The sequence below is a fragment of the Parajatrophihabitans canadensis genome (assembly GCF_053764775.1).
The window spans coordinates 2,248,891-2,266,973 of sequence record NZ_CM132445.1 but is presented as its reverse complement, the minus strand read 5'-3'; the positions used below and the strand labels follow the sequence as shown (position 1 = coordinate 2,266,973).

The 18,083-nt window shown below is 61.9% G+C and carries 12 protein-coding genes and 2 pseudogenes; 9 read left to right on the top strand and 5 right to left on the bottom strand.

From position 1 onward, the window contains the following. Nucleotides 1–23: 23 nt before the first annotated feature. A pseudogene (locus ACSMXN_RS11070) lies at nucleotides 24–259 on the bottom strand (hypothetical protein); the annotation flags it as partial. A 69-nt stretch (nucleotides 260–328) separates the two neighbouring features. Between ACSMXN_RS11070 and ACSMXN_RS11065 the strand changes: the two are divergent. The 6 genes from ACSMXN_RS11065 (at nucleotide 329) to ACSMXN_RS11040 (ending at nucleotide 8,904) form a co-directional block, all read left to right on the top strand. Beyond that, nucleotides 329–769 carry an NfeD family protein gene (locus ACSMXN_RS11065; RefSeq protein ID WP_022912299.1) on the top strand — a complete coding sequence of 147 codons (441 nt, stop codon included), beginning with the start codon at nucleotides 329–331 and terminating at the stop codon, nucleotides 767–769. A 50-nt stretch (nucleotides 770–819) separates the two neighbouring features. After that, the gene (locus tag ACSMXN_RS11060) at nucleotides 820–2,046 is read left to right on the top strand and encodes an SPFH domain-containing protein (protein ID WP_022912298.1); all 1,227 of its coding nucleotides are present in this window, start codon (nucleotides 820–822) and stop codon (nucleotides 2,044–2,046) included. 265 nt (nucleotides 2,047–2,311) lie between these two features. After that, complete coding sequence (gene treS, locus ACSMXN_RS11055; RefSeq protein ID WP_081649024.1) at nucleotides 2,312–4,162, top strand: maltose alpha-D-glucosyltransferase; 1,851 nt, start codon at nucleotides 2,312–2,314, stop codon at nucleotides 4,160–4,162. 3 nt (nucleotides 4,163–4,165) lie between these two features. Beyond that, nucleotides 4,166–5,548, top strand: a complete 1,383-nt coding sequence (locus ACSMXN_RS11050) for a maltokinase N-terminal cap-like domain-containing protein (RefSeq protein WP_022912296.1) — start codon at nucleotides 4,166–4,168, stop codon at nucleotides 5,546–5,548. Nucleotides 5,549–5,586: 38 nt separating this feature from the next. Then, on the top strand, nucleotides 5,587–7,809 hold the full coding sequence (glgB, locus tag ACSMXN_RS11045; protein ID WP_022912295.1) for a 1,4-alpha-glucan branching protein GlgB: 2,223 nt from the start codon (nucleotides 5,587–5,589) through the stop codon (nucleotides 7,807–7,809). Nucleotides 7,810–7,908: 99 nt separating this feature from the next. After that, nucleotides 7,909–8,904: a pirin family protein gene (locus tag ACSMXN_RS11040; RefSeq protein WP_022912294.1), complete on the top strand. Its 996-nt coding sequence runs from the start codon at nucleotides 7,909–7,911 to the stop codon at nucleotides 8,902–8,904. A 96-nt stretch (nucleotides 8,905–9,000) separates the two neighbouring features. Here the strand turns inward: ACSMXN_RS11040 and ACSMXN_RS11035 are convergent, their stop codons facing one another. Further along, nucleotides 9,001–9,990 carry a tetratricopeptide repeat protein gene (locus tag ACSMXN_RS11035; RefSeq protein WP_196811195.1) on the bottom strand — a complete coding sequence of 330 codons (990 nt, stop codon included), beginning with the start codon at nucleotides 9,988–9,990 and terminating at the stop codon, nucleotides 9,001–9,003. A 124-nt stretch (nucleotides 9,991–10,114) separates the two neighbouring features. On the opposite strand from ACSMXN_RS11035, the gene ACSMXN_RS11030 reads away from it, so the two are divergent. Further along, nucleotides 10,115–12,223 carry a prolyl oligopeptidase family serine peptidase gene (locus ACSMXN_RS11030; protein WP_027139189.1) on the top strand — a complete coding sequence of 703 codons (2,109 nt, stop codon included), beginning with the start codon at nucleotides 10,115–10,117 and terminating at the stop codon, nucleotides 12,221–12,223. A gap of 28 nt (nucleotides 12,224–12,251) precedes the next feature. Here ACSMXN_RS11030 and ACSMXN_RS11025 read toward each other — a convergent pair whose 3' ends face one another. After that, complete coding sequence (locus ACSMXN_RS11025; RefSeq protein WP_022912291.1) at nucleotides 12,252–14,057, bottom strand: metallophosphoesterase; 1,806 nt, start codon at nucleotides 14,055–14,057, stop codon at nucleotides 12,252–12,254. 45 nt (nucleotides 14,058–14,102) lie between these two features. Continuing rightward, nucleotides 14,103–14,618: a MarR family transcriptional regulator gene (locus ACSMXN_RS11020; RefSeq protein WP_027139188.1), complete on the bottom strand. Its 516-nt coding sequence runs from the start codon at nucleotides 14,616–14,618 to the stop codon at nucleotides 14,103–14,105. A gap of 132 nt (nucleotides 14,619–14,750) precedes the next feature. Between ACSMXN_RS11020 and ACSMXN_RS11015 the strand changes: the two genes are divergently transcribed. After that, nucleotides 14,751–15,950, top strand: a complete 1,200-nt coding sequence (locus tag ACSMXN_RS11015) for an acyl-CoA dehydrogenase family protein (protein ID WP_022912289.1) — start codon at nucleotides 14,751–14,753, stop codon at nucleotides 15,948–15,950. 71 nt (nucleotides 15,951–16,021) lie between these two features. Further along, nucleotides 16,022–16,775 (top strand): annotated as a pseudogene (locus ACSMXN_RS11010) (DUF2127 domain-containing protein). Between the two features lie 100 nt (nucleotides 16,776–16,875). On the opposite strand, the gene ACSMXN_RS11005 reads toward ACSMXN_RS11010, so the two are convergent. Next, nucleotides 16,876–18,072, bottom strand: a complete 1,197-nt coding sequence (locus tag ACSMXN_RS11005; RefSeq protein WP_022912287.1) for an acetyl-CoA C-acetyltransferase — start codon at nucleotides 18,070–18,072, stop codon at nucleotides 16,876–16,878. Nucleotides 18,073–18,083 lie beyond the last annotated feature (11 nt).

The following is an 18,083-nucleotide window of genomic DNA, read 5'->3' as shown; positions in this document are numbered from 1 at the left end:
CCCGCCAAGACGGCCTTGCGGCTGCGCCACGACATAACCGCACGATCGGACAATGCCGACAACGCCGACGCCACGCTGAGAAACGAACCGACGGAGAACGCTGAGCCGAACGCACCAACAGAACCGATGGACAGCACGGACCCGACCGACCCGATGGACAGGATCGATCCACGCGAGCCGATCGACAAGATCGAAGCTTCAGAACGAATGGAGAGGACCGAAGGGATCTTGCCGCTCTTGACCGTAGACATGGCGCAATTGTCTGCCGTCAACGGGTGCTATTGCAATTGCTCCACCGAGGCGATCAACATCGTGGTTCCATGAAGAGGTGCCCGCATGGTTGATCTGGATCATTCTTGCCGCTGGTCTCGCCGGCGCTGAGGCGCTCTCGCTCGACTTGGTACTGGTGATGTGCGCCGGAGGCGCTTCAGCGGGAGCGATCGTAGCGGCGGCGGGCGCCCCGCCAGCGGCTCAGGTTGCCGCGGCAGTGGCCGTAGGTCTAGGACTACTTGTCTTCGTACGTCCGGTCGCGAGGCGTCACCTCAGCGGCGGAACGACCCACGTTTCGGGCACGGCTGCTCTGGTTGGTCACGACGCCATCGTCCTGAGTAGCGTAGACGCCCACGATGGGCGGGTCCGTCTGAACGGTGCGGAGTGGTCTGCCCGCTCGTTCGACCACGTCCAGGTCATCGAACCGGGCACCGTCGTACAGGTGATGCAGATCGACGGCGCGACCGCCGTCGTCTGGGATGCGAAGCACCTGCGATAGCGGCATCTGAGAACGACTGCACTAGAGAACGACATTGAGAGAGGACTGGGATGGATCCCATACTGATAGCGGTGCTCGTGATCGCGATTCTGGCGATCATCACTCTGGTGCGCAGCGTGCGCATCATTCCGCAAGCTCGTGCCGGGGTTGTCGAGCGCCTTGGGCGCTACACCCGCACGCAGGGCGCGGGAGTGGCCGTGTTGGTTCCCTTTGTCGACCGGCTGCGGCCGCTGATCGACCTGCGGGAGCAGGTCGTGAGCTTTCCGCCGCAGCCGGTGATCACCTCCGACAACCTGACCGTGGCCATCGATTCAGTGATCTACTTTCAAGTTACGGATCCCCGATCGGCAACATACGAAATCCAGAACTACATCCAGGCGGTCGAACAGCTCACCATCACGACACTGCGCAACGTGGTTGGCGCCCTGAACCTCGAGCAAACCCTCACCAGCCGCGACGGCATCAACACTCAGCTGCGTGGCGTGCTCGACGAGGCTACCGGGCCTTGGGGGATCAGGGTCGCCCGCGTCGAGATCAAGGCAATTGAGCCGCCAGCGTCAATCCGCGATGCCATGGAGAAGCAGATGCGCGCCGATCGTGACAAGCGGGCGATCATCCTTTCTGCCGAAGGCCAGCGCGAGTCTGCTATCAAGACGGCTGAGGGGCAGAAGGCAGCACAGATTCTGTCCGCCGAAGGTGCGAAGACTGCCGCCATTCTCGCCGCGGAAGCGGATCGACAGTCTCGAATCCTGCGAGCAGAGGGTGAGCGAGCGGCGAGATACCTTTCCGCACAGGGTCAGGCAAAGGCTATCGAGACGACCTTCGGCGCTATACATGCAGCGAAACCCGATCCGGCGTTGCTCGCTTATCAATACCTGCAGACCTTGCCGCAGATTGCGCAGGGTGACGCGAACAAGATGTGGATCGTGCCGAGCGAGTTCTCCAAGGCGCTCGAGGGTCTTTCAAAGCTCACAGGGGGAACCGACGACGACGCGCCCTCCTGGCTGGCAGCGACGAGTACCGGTGGGCCGCCTGGATCGAGTGGTGGATCGGCCGCTAACGTAGCCGAGGCGATCGACACGACCGGTTGGTTCGATTCGAACCTCCCCCCGGCGGCGGAACAGCCCGAGGCAGCCGGTATTCGTGCGTCAGATGACGACCCCGACTCGCGCATTGCTCATGCCGGATTGCCAGACGATTCGGACTCGAGCGGCTCAACCAGCCTGCCGCCGATACCGCCACTACCATCTGTACCGCCCTTGCCGCCCTCCTCCTAGCCCACGTTCTAGCCCACGTTCTAGCCCACGTTCTAGCCCACGTTCTAGCCCACGTTCTAGCCCACGTTCTAGCCCACGTTCTAGCCCACGTTTTAGGAGACTTTCGCAGCCGGTCCGGCTGCCGCATGGACTGATCGCTCAGCTATCGGCGGCGGAAGCTGTGAGCGTTTCCAGTTCATGGCAGACTCGGACGCGCAAAGGGGCCGCAGCACCCGCCGGCAAACAATTCCGGACGGATCTAGCGCCAGCGCGACAGGAGGCACTCGTGACCGAACCCGTGCAGACTGACCGCGATCCCGAATGGTTCAAGCGAGCGGTTTTCTACGAGGTGCTGGTACGTGGCTTCTCGGACTCGAACGGCGACGGCACGGGTGACCTTCGCGGTCTGACCGACAAGCTCGACTACCTTCAATGGCTCGGCGTTGATTGCCTGTGGCTGCCGCCGTTCTTCCCGTCACCATTGCGTGATGGCGGCTATGACGTGTCTGACTACACCGGTGTCTTGCCGGAATTCGGCACGTTGGAGGATTTCGGGCACTTCCTGCAGGAAGCCCACAACCGAGGTATCCGCGTCATCATCGACTTCGTCATGAACCACACCTCCGACGCGCACCCGTGGTTCCAGGCCAGCCGTGCTGATCCTGACGGACCTTACGGGGATTTCTACGTCTGGGCCGATGACGACACCAGATACCCCGAGGCACGAATAATTTTCGTCGACACGGAGCCATCCAACTGGACCTTCGATCCCATTCGCAAACAGTACTTCTGGCATCGCTTCTTTTCCCACCAACCCGACCTCAACTTTGACAATCCAGCGGTGGTCGAGGCGATCATGGACGCGATTCGATTCTGGCTAGAGATGGGCATCGATGGTTTCCGCCTGGACGCGGTTCCGTATCTGTTCGAACGCGACGGTACGAACGGCGAAAACCTTCAAGAGACGCACGCCGTGCTGAGGATGGTTCGCAAAGAGGTCGACGATAACTATCCCGACCGGGTACTGCTTTGCGAAGCCAACCAGTGGCCGGCCGACGTGGTGGAATACTTCGGCGACTACTCGGTCGGCGGTGACGAGTGCCACATGGCATTCCACTTTCCGGTCATGCCTCGGATTTTCATGGCCGTTCGGCGAGAGAACCGTTACCCGATCTCAGAGATCCTGGAACAGACCCCACCTATTCCGTCGAGTTGCCAGTGGGGAATCTTCCTCCGCAACCACGACGAACTGACGCTCGAGATGGTCAGCGACGAAGAGCGCGACTACATGTGGAACGAATACGCCCAAGACCCACGGATGAAGGCCAACATCGGTATCCGCCGCCGGCTCGCTCCCCTGTTGGACAACGACCTGAACCGCATCGAACTCTTTACTGCGCTGCTGATGTCGCTGCCCGGTTCGCCCGTCCTCTACTACGGGGACGAGATCGGAATGGGCGACAACATCTGGCTGGGCGACAGAGACGGGGTACGGACGCCGATGCAGTGGACGCCGGACCGCAACGCCGGATTCTCAACGGCCGAGCCAGGACGCATGTACCTTCCGGTGAACTCTGACTCGGTGTACGGATACCAGGTCACCAACGTCGAGGCTCAGACCCGCAACACTTCGTCGTTGCTGCACTGGACCAGAAGGATGATTGGACTTCGCAAGGCCAATCCCGCCTTCGGACTCGGTACCTTCACTGATCTCGGCGGCTCGAATCCGTCTGTCCTCTCCTTCGTCCGCGAGTTCGGTGACGACGTCGTACTCTGCGTCAACAACCTCTCGCGATTTCCGCAAGCCGTCGAACTGGATCTTCGCCACTGGGAAGGCGCAGAGCCGGTCGAGATGACGGGAGGCAGCCACTTTCCTGCGATCGGTGAGCTTCCATATCTACTTACCCTCGCCGGCCACGGGTTTTACTGGCTGCGTATTCCGCAACACCAACCCCGTGCCGGGACCGGCCTACCCGCGGCCGAGGGCTCCGCGGTTGCCGACGGCGAGGAATTCGGACCCGTTGCCGATGCTGAGATCACAGCGATTCCCGGTGACGTAGTCGCTCCCGTTCAAGACAGCGCAACGCCTGCCGCCGTCGCTGTCGGCTACGGCTCGAGCGACGCGGAAGGAGTCTGACGAGTGAGAGTAAATCCGACTGAAGTAACGCGCGTGCTCAACGATTGGCTCGGCCAACAACGTTGGTATGCCGGTAAGTCCAGGGACGGCCGTGTCGAAGCGCGGTTGCTCGCGACGCTGACAGAGGTGCCGCACACCGTCCAGATTTGGATCGCTGATGTCGCCTATGACGACGGCAGCGTCGAGCACTATCAAGTGCCGATCGTGCTGCGAACCGCGGCCGTGGACTACCTCGACCACGCGCTGATCGGGTCGGTACTGGATGCCGATGGCGAACAACCGATCGAGATCTACGATGCCTTGCATGACAAGGAAGTCACCGGGGTCTGGTTGCGAGCGCTCTCGACCGGAGCCCGACTCGATGGTGTGGACTTCTTTCCGACAGTCGAGCCGAGTGAGATTCCGATCGAGGAGAACAGCCTGGCATTAACCTCGGAACAGTCCAATACGTCACTGGTCTTCGGCGATATTGCGATCATGAAGGCCTTCCGACGTATCGAGGCGGGCCTGAATCCTGACATAGAAATCCACGAAGAACTGAGCCGGCTCGGCGCGCGTCATGTGGCGCGGTTGTTCGGCCATGTCACGGCGCAGATCGACGGTCAGCCTTGGAGTCTGGCGATGGTCCAGGAGTTCATGACCACCGCTACCGACGGCTGGCAGTTGGCAACCGCAAGCGTCCGGGATCTGATGGCCGAAGCTGACCTGCATGCTGAAGAGGCCGGCGGAGACTTCGCGGCCGAGGCACATCGCCTCGGAGTATCTACCGCTGAGGTGCATTCTGACTTGGCTAAGTCGTTTGGCACGTCCGAGTTGCGAACCGAAGATCTCCAAGAGCGAGCTGCGGCTATGACAGCCCGGCTGGAGGCCGCCTTGGCCGAGGTGCCATCACTCGGCGGCGTAGCGGGCGGGTTGCGCCAAGCCTATGCCGATCTTGCCGGCTACCGTGAGCCGGTTGTTGCCCAGCGAGTACATGGTGACCTTCATCTCGGTCAGGTACTTCGCACGGTACATCGCTGGGTGTTTCTGGACTTCGAAGGCGAACCGGCGAAGAGCATCGGGGAGCGACGAGCTCAGGACTCCCCCATCCGCGACGTGGCCGGCATGCTTCGCAGCTTTGACTACGCGGCCCGGCATCAGCTCGTCGACATCCGGGCAACCTCGCAATCGGAATTTCGCGCAACTGAATGGGCCGATCGAAACCGGGTCTCGTTCTGCGAGGGATACGCCGAGGGTGGCGGCGTCGATCCGGAACAGGCCGGCGTGCTTTTGCGGGCCTTTGAAGCCGACAAGGCTGTCTACGAACTCGTGTACGAAGCACGAAATCGGCCCAACTGGTTGCCGATCCCCCAAGCTTCGTTGCAGCGTCTCGCGCAAAGCGCCTGAGTTGTGCCGAACAAGTTGACGATGCGAAGAAGGTAGCGATGCAGTCGACCCAGGCAACCACGTTCAACCCTAGTGCTGACGAACTCGATCGCCTCGTCGCGGGCAATCACGCCCAGCCCCATTCAGTGTTGGGCGCGCACCCAGTCGCTCCAGGCCGAACCGCGATCAGAACGCTACGTCCAGAAGCCGACTCCGTGAGCGTCCTGCTCGACGGCAAACGCACTGCGCTGCAGCAGATCCATCCGGCTGGCGTTTTCGCGGGAGTTGTTGAGGCTGATCCGACCGATTACCGACTCGAAGTCAGTTACGGTTCGCAGACATTCGTGGTTGATGATCCCTACCGATGGCTGCCGACCCTCGGAGAGTTGGATCTGTATTTGGTAGGCGAGGGCAGGCACGAAGAGCTGTGGAAGGTGCTCGGGGCCCATGTCCGGAGCTATGACACCCCGAGCGGCCCGGTCATCGGTACGTCCTTCGCAGTTTGGGCTCCCAACGCGACCGGAGTCCGGGTACAGGGTGACTTCGACTATTGGTCCGGTCGGGCGTTTCCTATGCGGTCATTGGGGTCCTCAGGAATCTGGGAGTTGTTCGTCCCCGGGGTAGGCGACGGCACCCGGTACAAGTTCAACATTCTCGGCAAGGATGGCGTGTGGCGCGAAAAGGCCGATCCGATGGCCTTCGCCACCGAGGTTCCGCCGCAAACTGCGTCAGTCGTCCACACGGCGAACCACGAATGGGATGACGCCGACTGGCTGCGGAAACGGGCTGAGACCGCCTGGCACGCATCGCCAATGTCGGTCTATGAGGTTCACCTGGGATCGTGGCGACAGGGTCTTGGCTACCGTGAACTCGCGACCGAGCTCGTCGACTACGTCAGAAGCGTTGGCTTCACCCACGTCGAGTTCCTGCCGGTCGCCGAGCACCCGTTCGGAGGCTCGTGGGGTTATCAGGTGACCTCGTATTTCGCGCCCAGCAGTCGGTTCGGCAATCCAGACGATTTCCGTTATCTGGTCGACAAATTGCATCAGGCCGACATCGGCGTGATTGTCGACTGGGTGCCAGCCCATTTCCCGAAGGATGCCTGGGCTCTGGCGAGGTTTGACGGCACGGCGCTCTACGAGCACTCCGATCCGCGGCGAGGCGAGCAGCCAGACTGGGGCACCTACGTGTTCGACTTCGGCCGCATCGAGGTACGAAATTTCCTTGTCGCAAATGCGATCTACTGGCTCGAGGAATTTCACATTGACGGGCTCCGGGTAGATGCCGTCGCGTCGATGCTGTATCTGGACTACTCACGCAAGGCTGGGGAATGGCTGCCGAACAAGTACGGCGGTCGCGAGAATCTCGAGGCCGTTGGCTTCCTCCAGGAGATGAACGCCACGGTGTACAAACGGGTTCCGGGCGTCATGACGATTGCCGAAGAGTCCACGTCCTGGCCCGGGGTCACGCGGGCGACTCACCTCGGCGGCCTTGGCTTCGGCTTCAAGTGGAATATGGGATGGATGCACGACACGCTCGAATACATTCAGAAAGAGCCGATCTACCGGCAGTATCACCACCATCAGATGACTTTCTCGATGGTGTACGCATACTCCGAGAATTACATCCTGCCGTTCAGCCACGACGAGGTCGTCCATGGCAAGGGTTCGCTGCTGAACAAGATCCCCGGCGACCGATGGCAACAGATGGCAACACTGCGCGCCCTCTACGCTTTCATGTGGGCTCATCCGGGCAAGCAGCTGATATTCCAGGGCTCGGAGTTCGCTCAGGGCGGTGAATGGAACGAGAGCCGCTCACTGGACTGGTGGCTACTCGACGCTGCAGATCACGCGGGCGTGCTTCGCCTGGTCGGCGACCTGAACGCGACCTATCGCAGCACCCGAGCCCTGTGGTCTCAGGACATCGTCCCTGAAGGTTTTGGCTGGATCGACGCCAACGATGCCAGCGGCAACGTCTTCTCGTTCTTGCGTTGGGGTGACGACGGCTCTGTGCTCGCCGCGATCGTAAATTTCTCGGCGATGCCACACGAACGATATCGCCTTGGCTTGCCGTTACCGGGCCGGTGGGAGGAGGCGCTGAATACCGATTCCGAAATCTACGGCGGCTCCGGCGTCGGGAATTGGGGTGCCGTATCTGCTGACGGTCCTAGCTGGCACGGCCAAGCGACATCAGCGACAATCCGGGTACCGCCGCTCGGCGCTATTTGGCTCCGCCATGATCCGGTGCCTCGTGTCGCCGAATCCGACGCATCGCCCTCTTGAGCCGATCCAGGAAGGGTCTCATGGGCCCGGAATAGTCACCAGGCCAAGGCGGTTGAGGCATATAGTTGCACAAGCAACAATATAGGAGGCTCAAGAATCATGGCTGCGATTACCGCTGACACCTTGACCCTGCCACGCGTCAAGGGCGCGGCGCTGGGCGATGTCGAACGTCCAGTCCTCGTTGTGACTACCGCCCCAGCGGGACATGAGGGCGAAGGTTTCCCCGTTCGCCGCGCACTGGCCGGGGTCAACTACCGCTACCTCGACCCGTTCATCATGATGGATCAGATGGGTGAGGTGGACTATCCCGCTGGCGAACCCAAGGGAACGAACTGGCACCCGCACCGCGGTTTCGAGACCGTGACCTACCTGATCGAAGGTCAGTTCATTCATCAGGACACCCACGGCGGTGGTGGAGTTATCACCGAAGGCGCAACACAGTGGATGACAGCTGGGGCAGGCCTGCTCCATATCGAGACACCGCCCGAGAAGCTGGTCGAGGAGGGCGGGCTATTCCACGGCTTCCAGCTTTGGGTGAACCTGCCTGCCAAAGACAAGTTCCTCGCGCCGAAGTACCAAGGCATCGAGGCCAGCAACATCACCCTGCTAGCTAGTGCAGACGGCGGCTCGTTGCTGCGCGTCATCGCCGGCGAAGTGGACGGTCACGTGGGTCCCGGTTCGACTCACACCCCGATCACGGTGATTCACGCGAGTGTCAGCCCAGGTCAACAACTCTCGTTGCCATGGCAGCCGACCTACAACGGTCTGGTGTACGTCATGGCGGGTTCTGGGACGGTCGGGCCGAAGAGCGAACCGATTCACGCCGGCCAACTGGCAGTGATGGGGGAAGGCGACCGGATCACCGTGACGGCCGACGCGAAGCAGGATGGCCGGACGGCCGCGTTCGAGGTGATTTTGCTCGGTGGCGAGCCGATCAGGGAACCGATGGAGCACTATGGCCCGTTCGTGATGAATACCCGGGCGGAACTTCAGCAGACGCTCGAGGACTACCAGGCCGGTCGGCTTGGTGTCATCCCCCCGGACGCGATCATGCCGCACGTACCCCACGGCCAGCGAAGCCCGCTCGAGAACTGAGCGCTGCAAAACCTACCGCAACTAAACGACGTACGTCAGATGCCAGCCCGACCGATTCGACTTCGGCGGGGCTGGCATTTGGCTCTTGCGGAGCTGCTAGAACAGGGCATTGGCCAATTCGCGCCGCGCTGGGCCGACCCGGGGGTCGTCCGGTCCGAGTAGCTCGAAATACTCGACCATCCGGTCGCGGATAGGCATTCGGTCATCGCCGCGCGTCCGTTTGACCAGGGCAATTAGACGACCGAAAGCGGCATCTATCTGATTATTTGCGAGTTCTGCGTCCGCCGCGGCCAGTTGAATCGCAACGTCGTCGGGCGCGGACTCGGCCTGGGCCAGTGCGTCAGCAGGTAGCGCAGAGAAACGCTTCAGCAAAGCGACTTGGAGCAAGGCGAGTCGAGCCTCGGTGTTTGCGGGTTCCGCCAACAGAATCGCGTTGTAGCGATCGGCCGCAGTGTCAAAATCCCCGTCCTCGAGAGCTTGCTCGGCGGCACTGAACCGTTCGTCTTCGGGCGGCGCCACCTCGCTCTGAGTATCCGGAGCGAGTGCCTCAGGCCCCTCGGCCGGGGCCGGGGAACCTGACAAGCCGGCTTGCTGGGCGGCCTCGAGCAGCGCAGCAATAAATTCGCGCAGCTGTGGTTCGGGCAGCGCTCCCTGGAATCCAGGCACCAGCTGGCCACCGATCACGGCGAAAACCGTCGGAATGCTCTGTACCTGCAACATCTGAGCGATCTGCTGATTTGCATCGACGTCGATCTTGGCCACGATGAATCGGCCGCCGGCTTCTTTCGCCAGCTTCTCCAACAGTGGGGAGAGCTGCTTGCACGGCTCACACCACTCGGCCCAGAGGTCCAGCAATACCGGGACCTGGAAAGAGCGGTCGAGGACCTCGGCCTGGAAATTCGCCTCGGCAACGTCGATTACGAATTCACCGCCGGCAGGAGGTGGCGCGCTCGCGGCGCGGGCTGCCGCCTCCGAACGCGCCTTGACGGCGGCAAGGTCGACCGCACCGCTCATGGCGGCGGCCATCGCCGCTGACGGGACGGGGCCGGACGAAGAGGAACTAGCTGGGCGCGCTCCAGGTCTCATATCTCCAGTTTTCCAGGTCTCGCCACGGCGTGTGCACCGCCCCGCCAAATTTGGTCCACGTGCCGTACTGACGCCTACTACGTTAGTTCTCAAGGTCGTCACGCCAGATATGAGGTCATTCTCGATGAGGCTTTCCCCAACTCGCCAGGTGGCGCAGGTCGACGACTATTTCGGGACGCAGGTAGCCGATCCGTATCGCTGGCTAGAAGGCCCAGCGAGCGATCCTGAGATCAGCAAGTGGGTGCACGACCAGGCAGGCGAGGCGCGCGCCTATCTCGATGCACTACCTGGGCGCGTCGCGATTCGCAAAAGGATCGCGGAGTTGGCATCGCTACCAACCGAAACGGCCCCACGGGGCGCAGGCGACCGTTGGTTTCGCTTCAGCAACGACGGGACCACCGAGCAGGCTGTCTATCGGGTGGCGGAGGCACGGACCGAACCTGATGGGCTGTCCTGCGCGGGAGGGGCACTTACGGACCGGGTATTGATAGACCCCAACCCGCTGGTCGAGCACTCGACGACCTCCGTTGCCTCTGCGATTCCCAGTCCAGACGGAAGGTTCGTCGCGTTCACTTACTCCGACGCCGGTAGCGATTGGCAGAGCTGGCGGGTTCGAGACGTCGATAGCGGCGAAGATCATTCCGACGAGGTCCGGTGGGCGAAGTTCACCGAGGTGGCTTGGCTACCGGACTCCACCGGGTTCTTTTACGGGGGATTTCCAGCACCAGACGTCACGGAAGAGAACGCGTTACGGGCTACTAACACTGGCCATCAATTGCGGTTGCATCTACTCGGCACTCCGCATTCTGCTGATCGGGTGGTCCTGGAGCTCCCCGACGAGCCTGAGTTGCTATTCGTTCCCCATATATCTGACGACGACCGATGGCTCGTGGTTGTCGTCGAGCGCGGCTCCGATCCGACAAACCAGCTCTGGATCGCGCGACTACCCAATGATGGCGACCTCAGTGAGGGTTCGGACGTGCTGCGGCCGCATCCGCTGATCGCCACTCATGACGCCAGCTGGCAACCGGTAGGAGCAGTAGCCGGAAAACTGATCCTGCTGACCGACAAGGATGCTCCTCGCGGCCGACTGGTCAGCCTGGATCTGTCGACCGGGCAGGTCGTCGACCTGGTGGCGCAGCGAGCGAGCAGCCTGATCGGGGCGTATTCGGCCGGCGGTCGCTACGTGTTGCATTGGCTACGGGACGCGCACTCAGCCGTCACGGTGCATGACATTGACGGTGTACAACTCGCCGAGATCCCGCTGCCGGGCCTCGGTTCAGTGCTCGAGGTTCAATCTCGCAAAGACTCGCCCCTGCTGCACCTGACCTATACCTCGTTCACCGTGCCGCGGCTCGTCCTGAGACATGATCTGAACTCGGGGCGGAGCACGTCGGTATTCGGCACGCCCAACATGGGATTCGACGACATCGTCACCGAACAGATTCAATACCAAAGCAAGGACGGAACCACGGTCCCGATGTTCTTGGCCCATCGGTGCGATGTGGATCCTGCGAGCGGGCCGCATCCCACTCTCCTTTACGGGTATGGCGGATTCCGGGTTCCGGTGCTCCCGCAATTCAACGTCGCGCGCGCAAGCTTCCTGAGCGCCGGTGGGGTACTTGCGGTTCCGTCGCTGCGCGGCGGCGGCGAGTATGGCACTGACTGGCACGACGGAGGGCGTTTGGCGAACAAGCAGAACGTCTTTGACGATGCCATCGCAGCTGCCGAGTACCTCATCGGGCAAGGCTGGACGTCCGCGGAGCAACTTGCCTGCAACGGCGGATCAAATGGCGGCCTGCTCGTCGGGGCGCTCATCACCCAGCGGCCTGATCTGTTCGCTGCTGCAGTTCCCGAAGTCGGTGTCCTGGATCTGCTCCGCTTCAAGCACTTCACGATCGGGTGGGCATGGACCTCGGACTACGGCGACCCTGATCGTAGCGAGGCCGAGTTTCGAACGGCATACGCCTACTCGCCGTATCACCGGCTGACGACAGGCCGAAGGTACCCACCAACGCTCATCATGACCAGTGACCATGATGACCGAGTAGTTCCAGCGCATAGCTACAAGTTCGCCGCCCGACTCCAGGCGGTCAGCGACCCGGGCGCCGTCGCACTCTTACGCGTCGAGCGCGACGGGGGGCACGGCGCTGGTCGAGCACGTTCAGCGATCATCGAGGAGCGCACAGATGCTGTCAGCTTCATGAGCAACGCAATCGGGCTGAGCTGGTAGGCAAAGAGTCGTCGACGAGGTTCGGTCGCTAACCGTCCGAGGCATCTAGGGGCGCATCGACGGACTTGACCTTGCTCACCCCAGAGGACAACTCACACGCGCGACCCTGGGTGATCTTCTGCGGGCTCAGGTAGATACTCGAAACCGTCACGTTGTCGCCGACGCTCACTGCGCTTGCATCCGTCGGCAGCGAGGGATCAGCGAGCTGAAATCTGAGCAACTTGGTGAACTGGCAGTCCGGGGCGACGGATTCGATGCTGAATTCCACCGGTGGCGCGGCGGCGCCGCGGCTTATGTTGTCCAGCCCACCAGCCCCGGTCGAACCCTCGACGAGATCGATCAGTCCGTCATGCTGGATGTCGTCGGTTTTGTTCTGCGCATGGGTGTGACCAGCATTCAGCTGCCTGATCTGGTGCGGTAACTGCTTTGCAAGCTCTGATGTAGCGCTGGGTTCATGGCTGGCGAAGATATCGACAGAGAGATCCTTGCTCACACCTTTGACGGCCGCGTCCATCGACTCTCGCTCCAGTGGATCAGTGATCTTGTCTTCGCCGGAGCCGAAGGGCCCATCCGCGCCATACACGCGCGGGTCAGGCACACCGGCAATCGTCAGGCCGAACGCGCGAACCCGCGAACCCGTTACGAAGTACGAGCCGTCGGCCAGCCGCGTCTTGGAGCCCAAGACGGTCACACCTACGACCTTGCTCATTACCCTTATGGTATCGGGTGAATCATGATTCCCAGCCAGCCAGATCATGGGAACCTTCTTTGTTATTCGTGCCATTGCAGCGAGATAACTCGGGGTCATCTCAGCAGTGGTGCCGAATTCGCTCTCATCGCCGGTGTTCACGATCAACTTGACATCGAAGTTGTCCACATACTGTTCGACCAGGGGGTACTCGGCCGCCAGATGCATGTCGGAGATGTACATGACGTTGTAAGCAGTCTCGACGGTGTTCTGCTGATCGATTCGCGCCTGCAGAGCGGCCTGGATACCTACGACCGCGCCGAGCACGTTGTAGGCCTTCGATTGTTGGTTGTAGAACTCGGCCAGCTGGGACGGGAAGAGTTGCACCGCACCGAGGGTGCCGGTGAGCCGAGACTGTTTGTTCCAGTCCTCATTAAAGGTGAGGACGCCATAGGCCGCCACAACCGCGGTCACGACCGCGGCGACCGCCAACTGCCGCAACCTGAGTCGGAGCTCTCGCTGCCGCCGCGGCAGGCCGCTCAGATATCGCACGGCCATGTTGATCGTCGCGGCCATCGCCAGACCAAGCCCCGCGCCAATGAGCGCCAACCCACCCAACCACAGGACCATCAGCGGAATCTGATGAGCGAACCCGGACTTCAACTGATCGACAAAGGCCGCAGTGTCGGGATTTGCATCCTTGGTCAGCCTGAGCAGATCGACATCTTCGGGTGAGATGTGCACGCCGAAAGGTAGTCCGTCGACATGCGGGAACTGCCAACTGCCGAGGGTGGTATCGGCAGTAAAGCCACGGCGGGTGAAGAGAGTGGCCTGAACCCGAAACGGCACGCCCGCCACGGTCGCCCGGTAGGGAAACGCGCGCAACATGACATTGGCGAAGATCAACGGCAGCGAAATCCGCAATACCCACGTCAGGATGAACCGGGTGGGCTTGGCAACGATGCGTCTGACCGTACGAAGCGATGACTCCGGTTGTTCGGCCACGCCGTCTGTGGTGGTGGGGTCTGTGGTGGCGTGGTCTGTGGTGGCGGCGTCTGTGGTGGCGGGGTCTGTGGCGGCGGGGTCTGTGGCGGTGTCGCCGGAAGCCTGGTGCTCCGGCTGGGCTGGCGTGATGTTGTCCTCCACCAGGTCCAACGTACCGATAGGTCGGCGGCTCAGGTGCGCAACGCCTTAATCCACGAAGTCTCCCGCATCGTGACGAAGCTGGCGAAGCGTCCGGAACAGCCCGTCAAGGTCTTCGGTCGACAGCCCGCTCAGGCCGAATCCCTGTCGATGCAGTTCCTGCGTCGCCTCATCCGCGACTTTTCGGCCCGAGTCTGTAATCACCGCGAGGGTGCCTCGGCCGTCGCGTGGATTGGGCTCCCGTATGACGAACCCGGACGCCTCGAGCCGGTCGACGACGTTGGTGACGCTGGTGGCGTGAACCTGAAGCCGCTCACCGACTTTCGACAATGGCAGTGCGCCCGTCGATGAAAAGGTCAGGAGCACCAGCGCTTCGTACCGCGAGAAAGTCAGCCCGAACGGCTTGAGGGCCGCGTCCAAGCCGGCGATGAGAATCTGCTGCGCGCGCATGATCGATGTCACGGCACGCATGGCTGCGTAGACGTCCTCACCAGCATCCGGGTAGTGCTGGGTCCACGATTGGCTGGCACGCAGCACCGGGTCGAAGGGAAGCGGTCCAGACATGCCGGTCAGCATAGGGCTTGTTCTCGTCCTCGATCCGGCGGCATGACGCACGGCACCTCGGGCGGGGGCGAGTAAAAGCGCTCCCGTGCTTATGAGACGCGCCTGGAGGACGGTCGACGTAAGGTGTCGGGCATGACCAGCCTTCCCAGTCCGAAGTCTCTTGCGACTCTCGATCTACTCGAGTTGGACAGCGACCTGGACGCCGACGATCGCCTGTTACGCGACACAATCAGACAGTTCGCCGACGAGCAGCTACGTCCGAACATCGCAGAATGGTTCGAAGCGGGAACTCTGCCGGCTCGAGACCTGGCACGCGAGTTCGGCAAGCTCGGCGTGCTCGGGATGCACTTGGACGGCTACGGTTGCCCAGGCGCCAAACCTAGTCAATACGCACTGGCCTGTATCGAGATCGAAGCCATCGACTCTGGGTTGCGTTCGCTGGTGAGTGTCCAAGGGTCGCTGGCGATGTACGCCATACATGCCTACGGAAGCGAAGAGCAGAAGCAGCAATGGCTGCCCAGGATGGCTTCGGGCGAGGCCATCGGATGCTTCGGCCTGACTGAGCCTGACGCAGGTTCGGACCCGGGCTCGATGCGCACCTTCGCGCGGCGCGATGGAGTTGGCCCCAATGCGGACTGGGTCTTGCATGGTTCCAAGATGTGGATCACCAACGGGTCTGTCGCTGACGTTGCGGTCGTATGGGCCAAGACCGACGAAGGAATCTGCGGATTTCTGGTCGAGAAGGGAACCGATGGGTTTACAGCGACCGATGTGCACCACAAGATCTCGTTGCGCGCATCGATCACGTCTGAGCTCAGCTTCGACGAGGTACGCCTACCTGCCTCGGCAAGGCTGCCGCTAGCAAAAGGGCTCCGAGCGCCGCTCGGGTGCCTGACCGAAGCTCGATTCGGCATCATCAACGGTGTCGTCGGCGCCGCTCGTGACGCACTCGCCGCCACTCTGGACTACGCGGGGACGCGCGTCCAATTCGGCAAGCCTATTTCGTCTTTTCAATTGACCCAACGCAAGCTCGCCGAACTTGCGGTGACTGTGCAGAACATGCAGCTTGTCGCAAGGCGGATGTGCGAACTCAAGGACGCACACCAGATCAAGCCACATCAGATCAGCTTCGGTAAGTTCTCAAACGTCCGCTCCGCCTTGGAGGTCTGCAGGGAAGCGCGCAGCATCCTCGGCGGTTCGGGCATCACCACGGAATATCCGGTTCTCAGACATGCCGTAAACCTTGAGACCGTCTACACCTACGAGGGAACGCACGAGGTGCATACCCTCGTGTTGGGCGAGCAGTTGACCGGCATTTCCGCCTACCGCTAACGCCCTGCACTTCGCCACGAAGGCCCTCTTGGCACTGGCCAGGAGGCACCGGAGACCGCGTGTGGTTAAGGTTGCGCGTGGATTGGAATTTACGGACCTGTTCGCGCGCCGGACACGTCACTTACGCACCAACCGACTCGGCCCTGCGGGCACGACTCGAGGCGAGTACGCCACTTGGGGAGGCGTGGCGCTGTCTGCGATGCGGGACTTACGTTCTCGGCTCACCGGCCGGAGTCGGGGCGGCGGAAGACGCGCCGGTGCTGTTACGGGGCAAGGCTCTACGTTCGGCGTTCATCCTGAGATTTCTAGCTATCGAGCGTTTCGTGCGGGGCATCCTGATCCTTGTGCTCGGTATCGCGGTTTTACAGTTCAAGTCGAGTCAGGTGAGCGTACGGCAGCTGTTCGAACGAGATCTCAGCGCAGCGAAACCCTTGTTCGATCAGCTCGGCTGGAATGCAACCGACTCCGGGCTCATCCGCGCAATCGAGGACGCTCTCAACGCAAAGAGCTCGACGTTGAATCTCGTCGCGGCCTTCCTGATCTTCTCTACAACTGATTGAGGGCGTCGGACTCTGGAGGCTCAAGCGCTGGGGGGAATACTTCGCGGTCGTGGCCACGTCACTCTTCTTGCCACTAGAGCTGTATGAGCTAAGCGAGAAGATAACCGTGCTCAGATTGGCCACGTTTGCCGTGAACGTTGGTGCGGTCCTGTATCTGCTGCTTTCGAAAAGGCTTTTCGGCCTGCGTGGCGGCCACCGTGCCTACGAGGCGCAGCTGCACGAGGCGTCCTTACTCGAAGTCGAGGAATCAGCTACCCAGGCCTGACGCAGCTGCACGGCCAGCCGGGCCCGATGCAGCTGCACAGCTGGCTGGGCCCGATGCAGCAAGGTCAGGCCTGCGTAGCGGACAAAACGCTATAGCCGCCTCAGGCCTTGGGTACCCGAATGATCAAAGCATCGCCCTGTCCGCCGCCGCCGCAGAGAGCGGCGGCGCCGACACCGCCGCCTCGACGCTTCAACTCGTGCGCCAGCTGTAGCACGATGCGCGTACCGGACATGCCGATCGGATGTCCGAGGGCTATCGCGCCGCCGTTGACGTTGACGATCTCCGGATCGACGCCGAGTGCGCGGGTCGAGGAAATCCCGACGACAGCGAACGCCTCATTGATCTCGATCAGGTCCAGGTCCGAGACCGCGATGCCTTCTTTGGCGGTGGCGACCTTGATCGCGTTGGCGGGCTGGAGTTGCAGGCTGGAGTCTGGACCTGCCACCGACCCGCTGGCGCCGATCTCGGCCAGCCACTGAACGCCGAGTTCTTCGGCCTTGGCCTTGCTCATGACAACCACGGCGGCTGCGCCGTCAGAGATCGGGGAGGCTGTCCCGGCAGTAATTGAGCCGTCCTTGCGGAACGCCGGCCTGAGATTGCCGAGGGTCTCCGCCGTGGTGTCCGCACGGATACCTTCGTCATGCCGGATCGTGATCGGGTCGCCCTTCCGTTGCGGAATCTGAACCGGAGCCACCTGGTCGTCGAACAGGCCGTCCTTCCATGCGCGAGCGGCGAGCTGGTGGCTTCGCGCACCGAACGCGTCCTGGTCGGCGCGGCTGACCTCTTGGGCACCGACGTTCGCGTCCTCGGCCAACTCACCCATCGGCTGTTCAGTGAAGGCGTCGCGCAGACCGTCGTAGGCCAGGTGATCGCGCAGCGTCACGTCACCGTATTTGAAGCCCTCTCGGGAGCCACCCAGGATGTGCGGGGCCCGAGTCATCGATTCCTGCCCGCCTGCGACCACAATGTCGTACTCGCCCAGACGAATGAGATGGTCAGCCATCGTGATGGCATTTATGCCTGAGAGACAGAGTTTGTTGATCGTGACCGAGGGCACGCTCATCGGGATTCCGGCCTCAACGGCAGCCTGCCGGGCTGGGCCCTGGCCAGTATCAGCCGAGAGAACCTGACCCATGATTACGTATTCGACCTGTGTCGGATCGATGCCGGTCTTCTCAAGTGCGGCGCGGATCGCGATGCCACCCAGACTGGTCGCGGGAAAGTCTTTGAGCGAGCCGAGCAGTCGTCCCATGGGGGTCCGCGCCCCGCCGACGATGACCGAAGTGCGTTCTGACATCAATCCTCCAG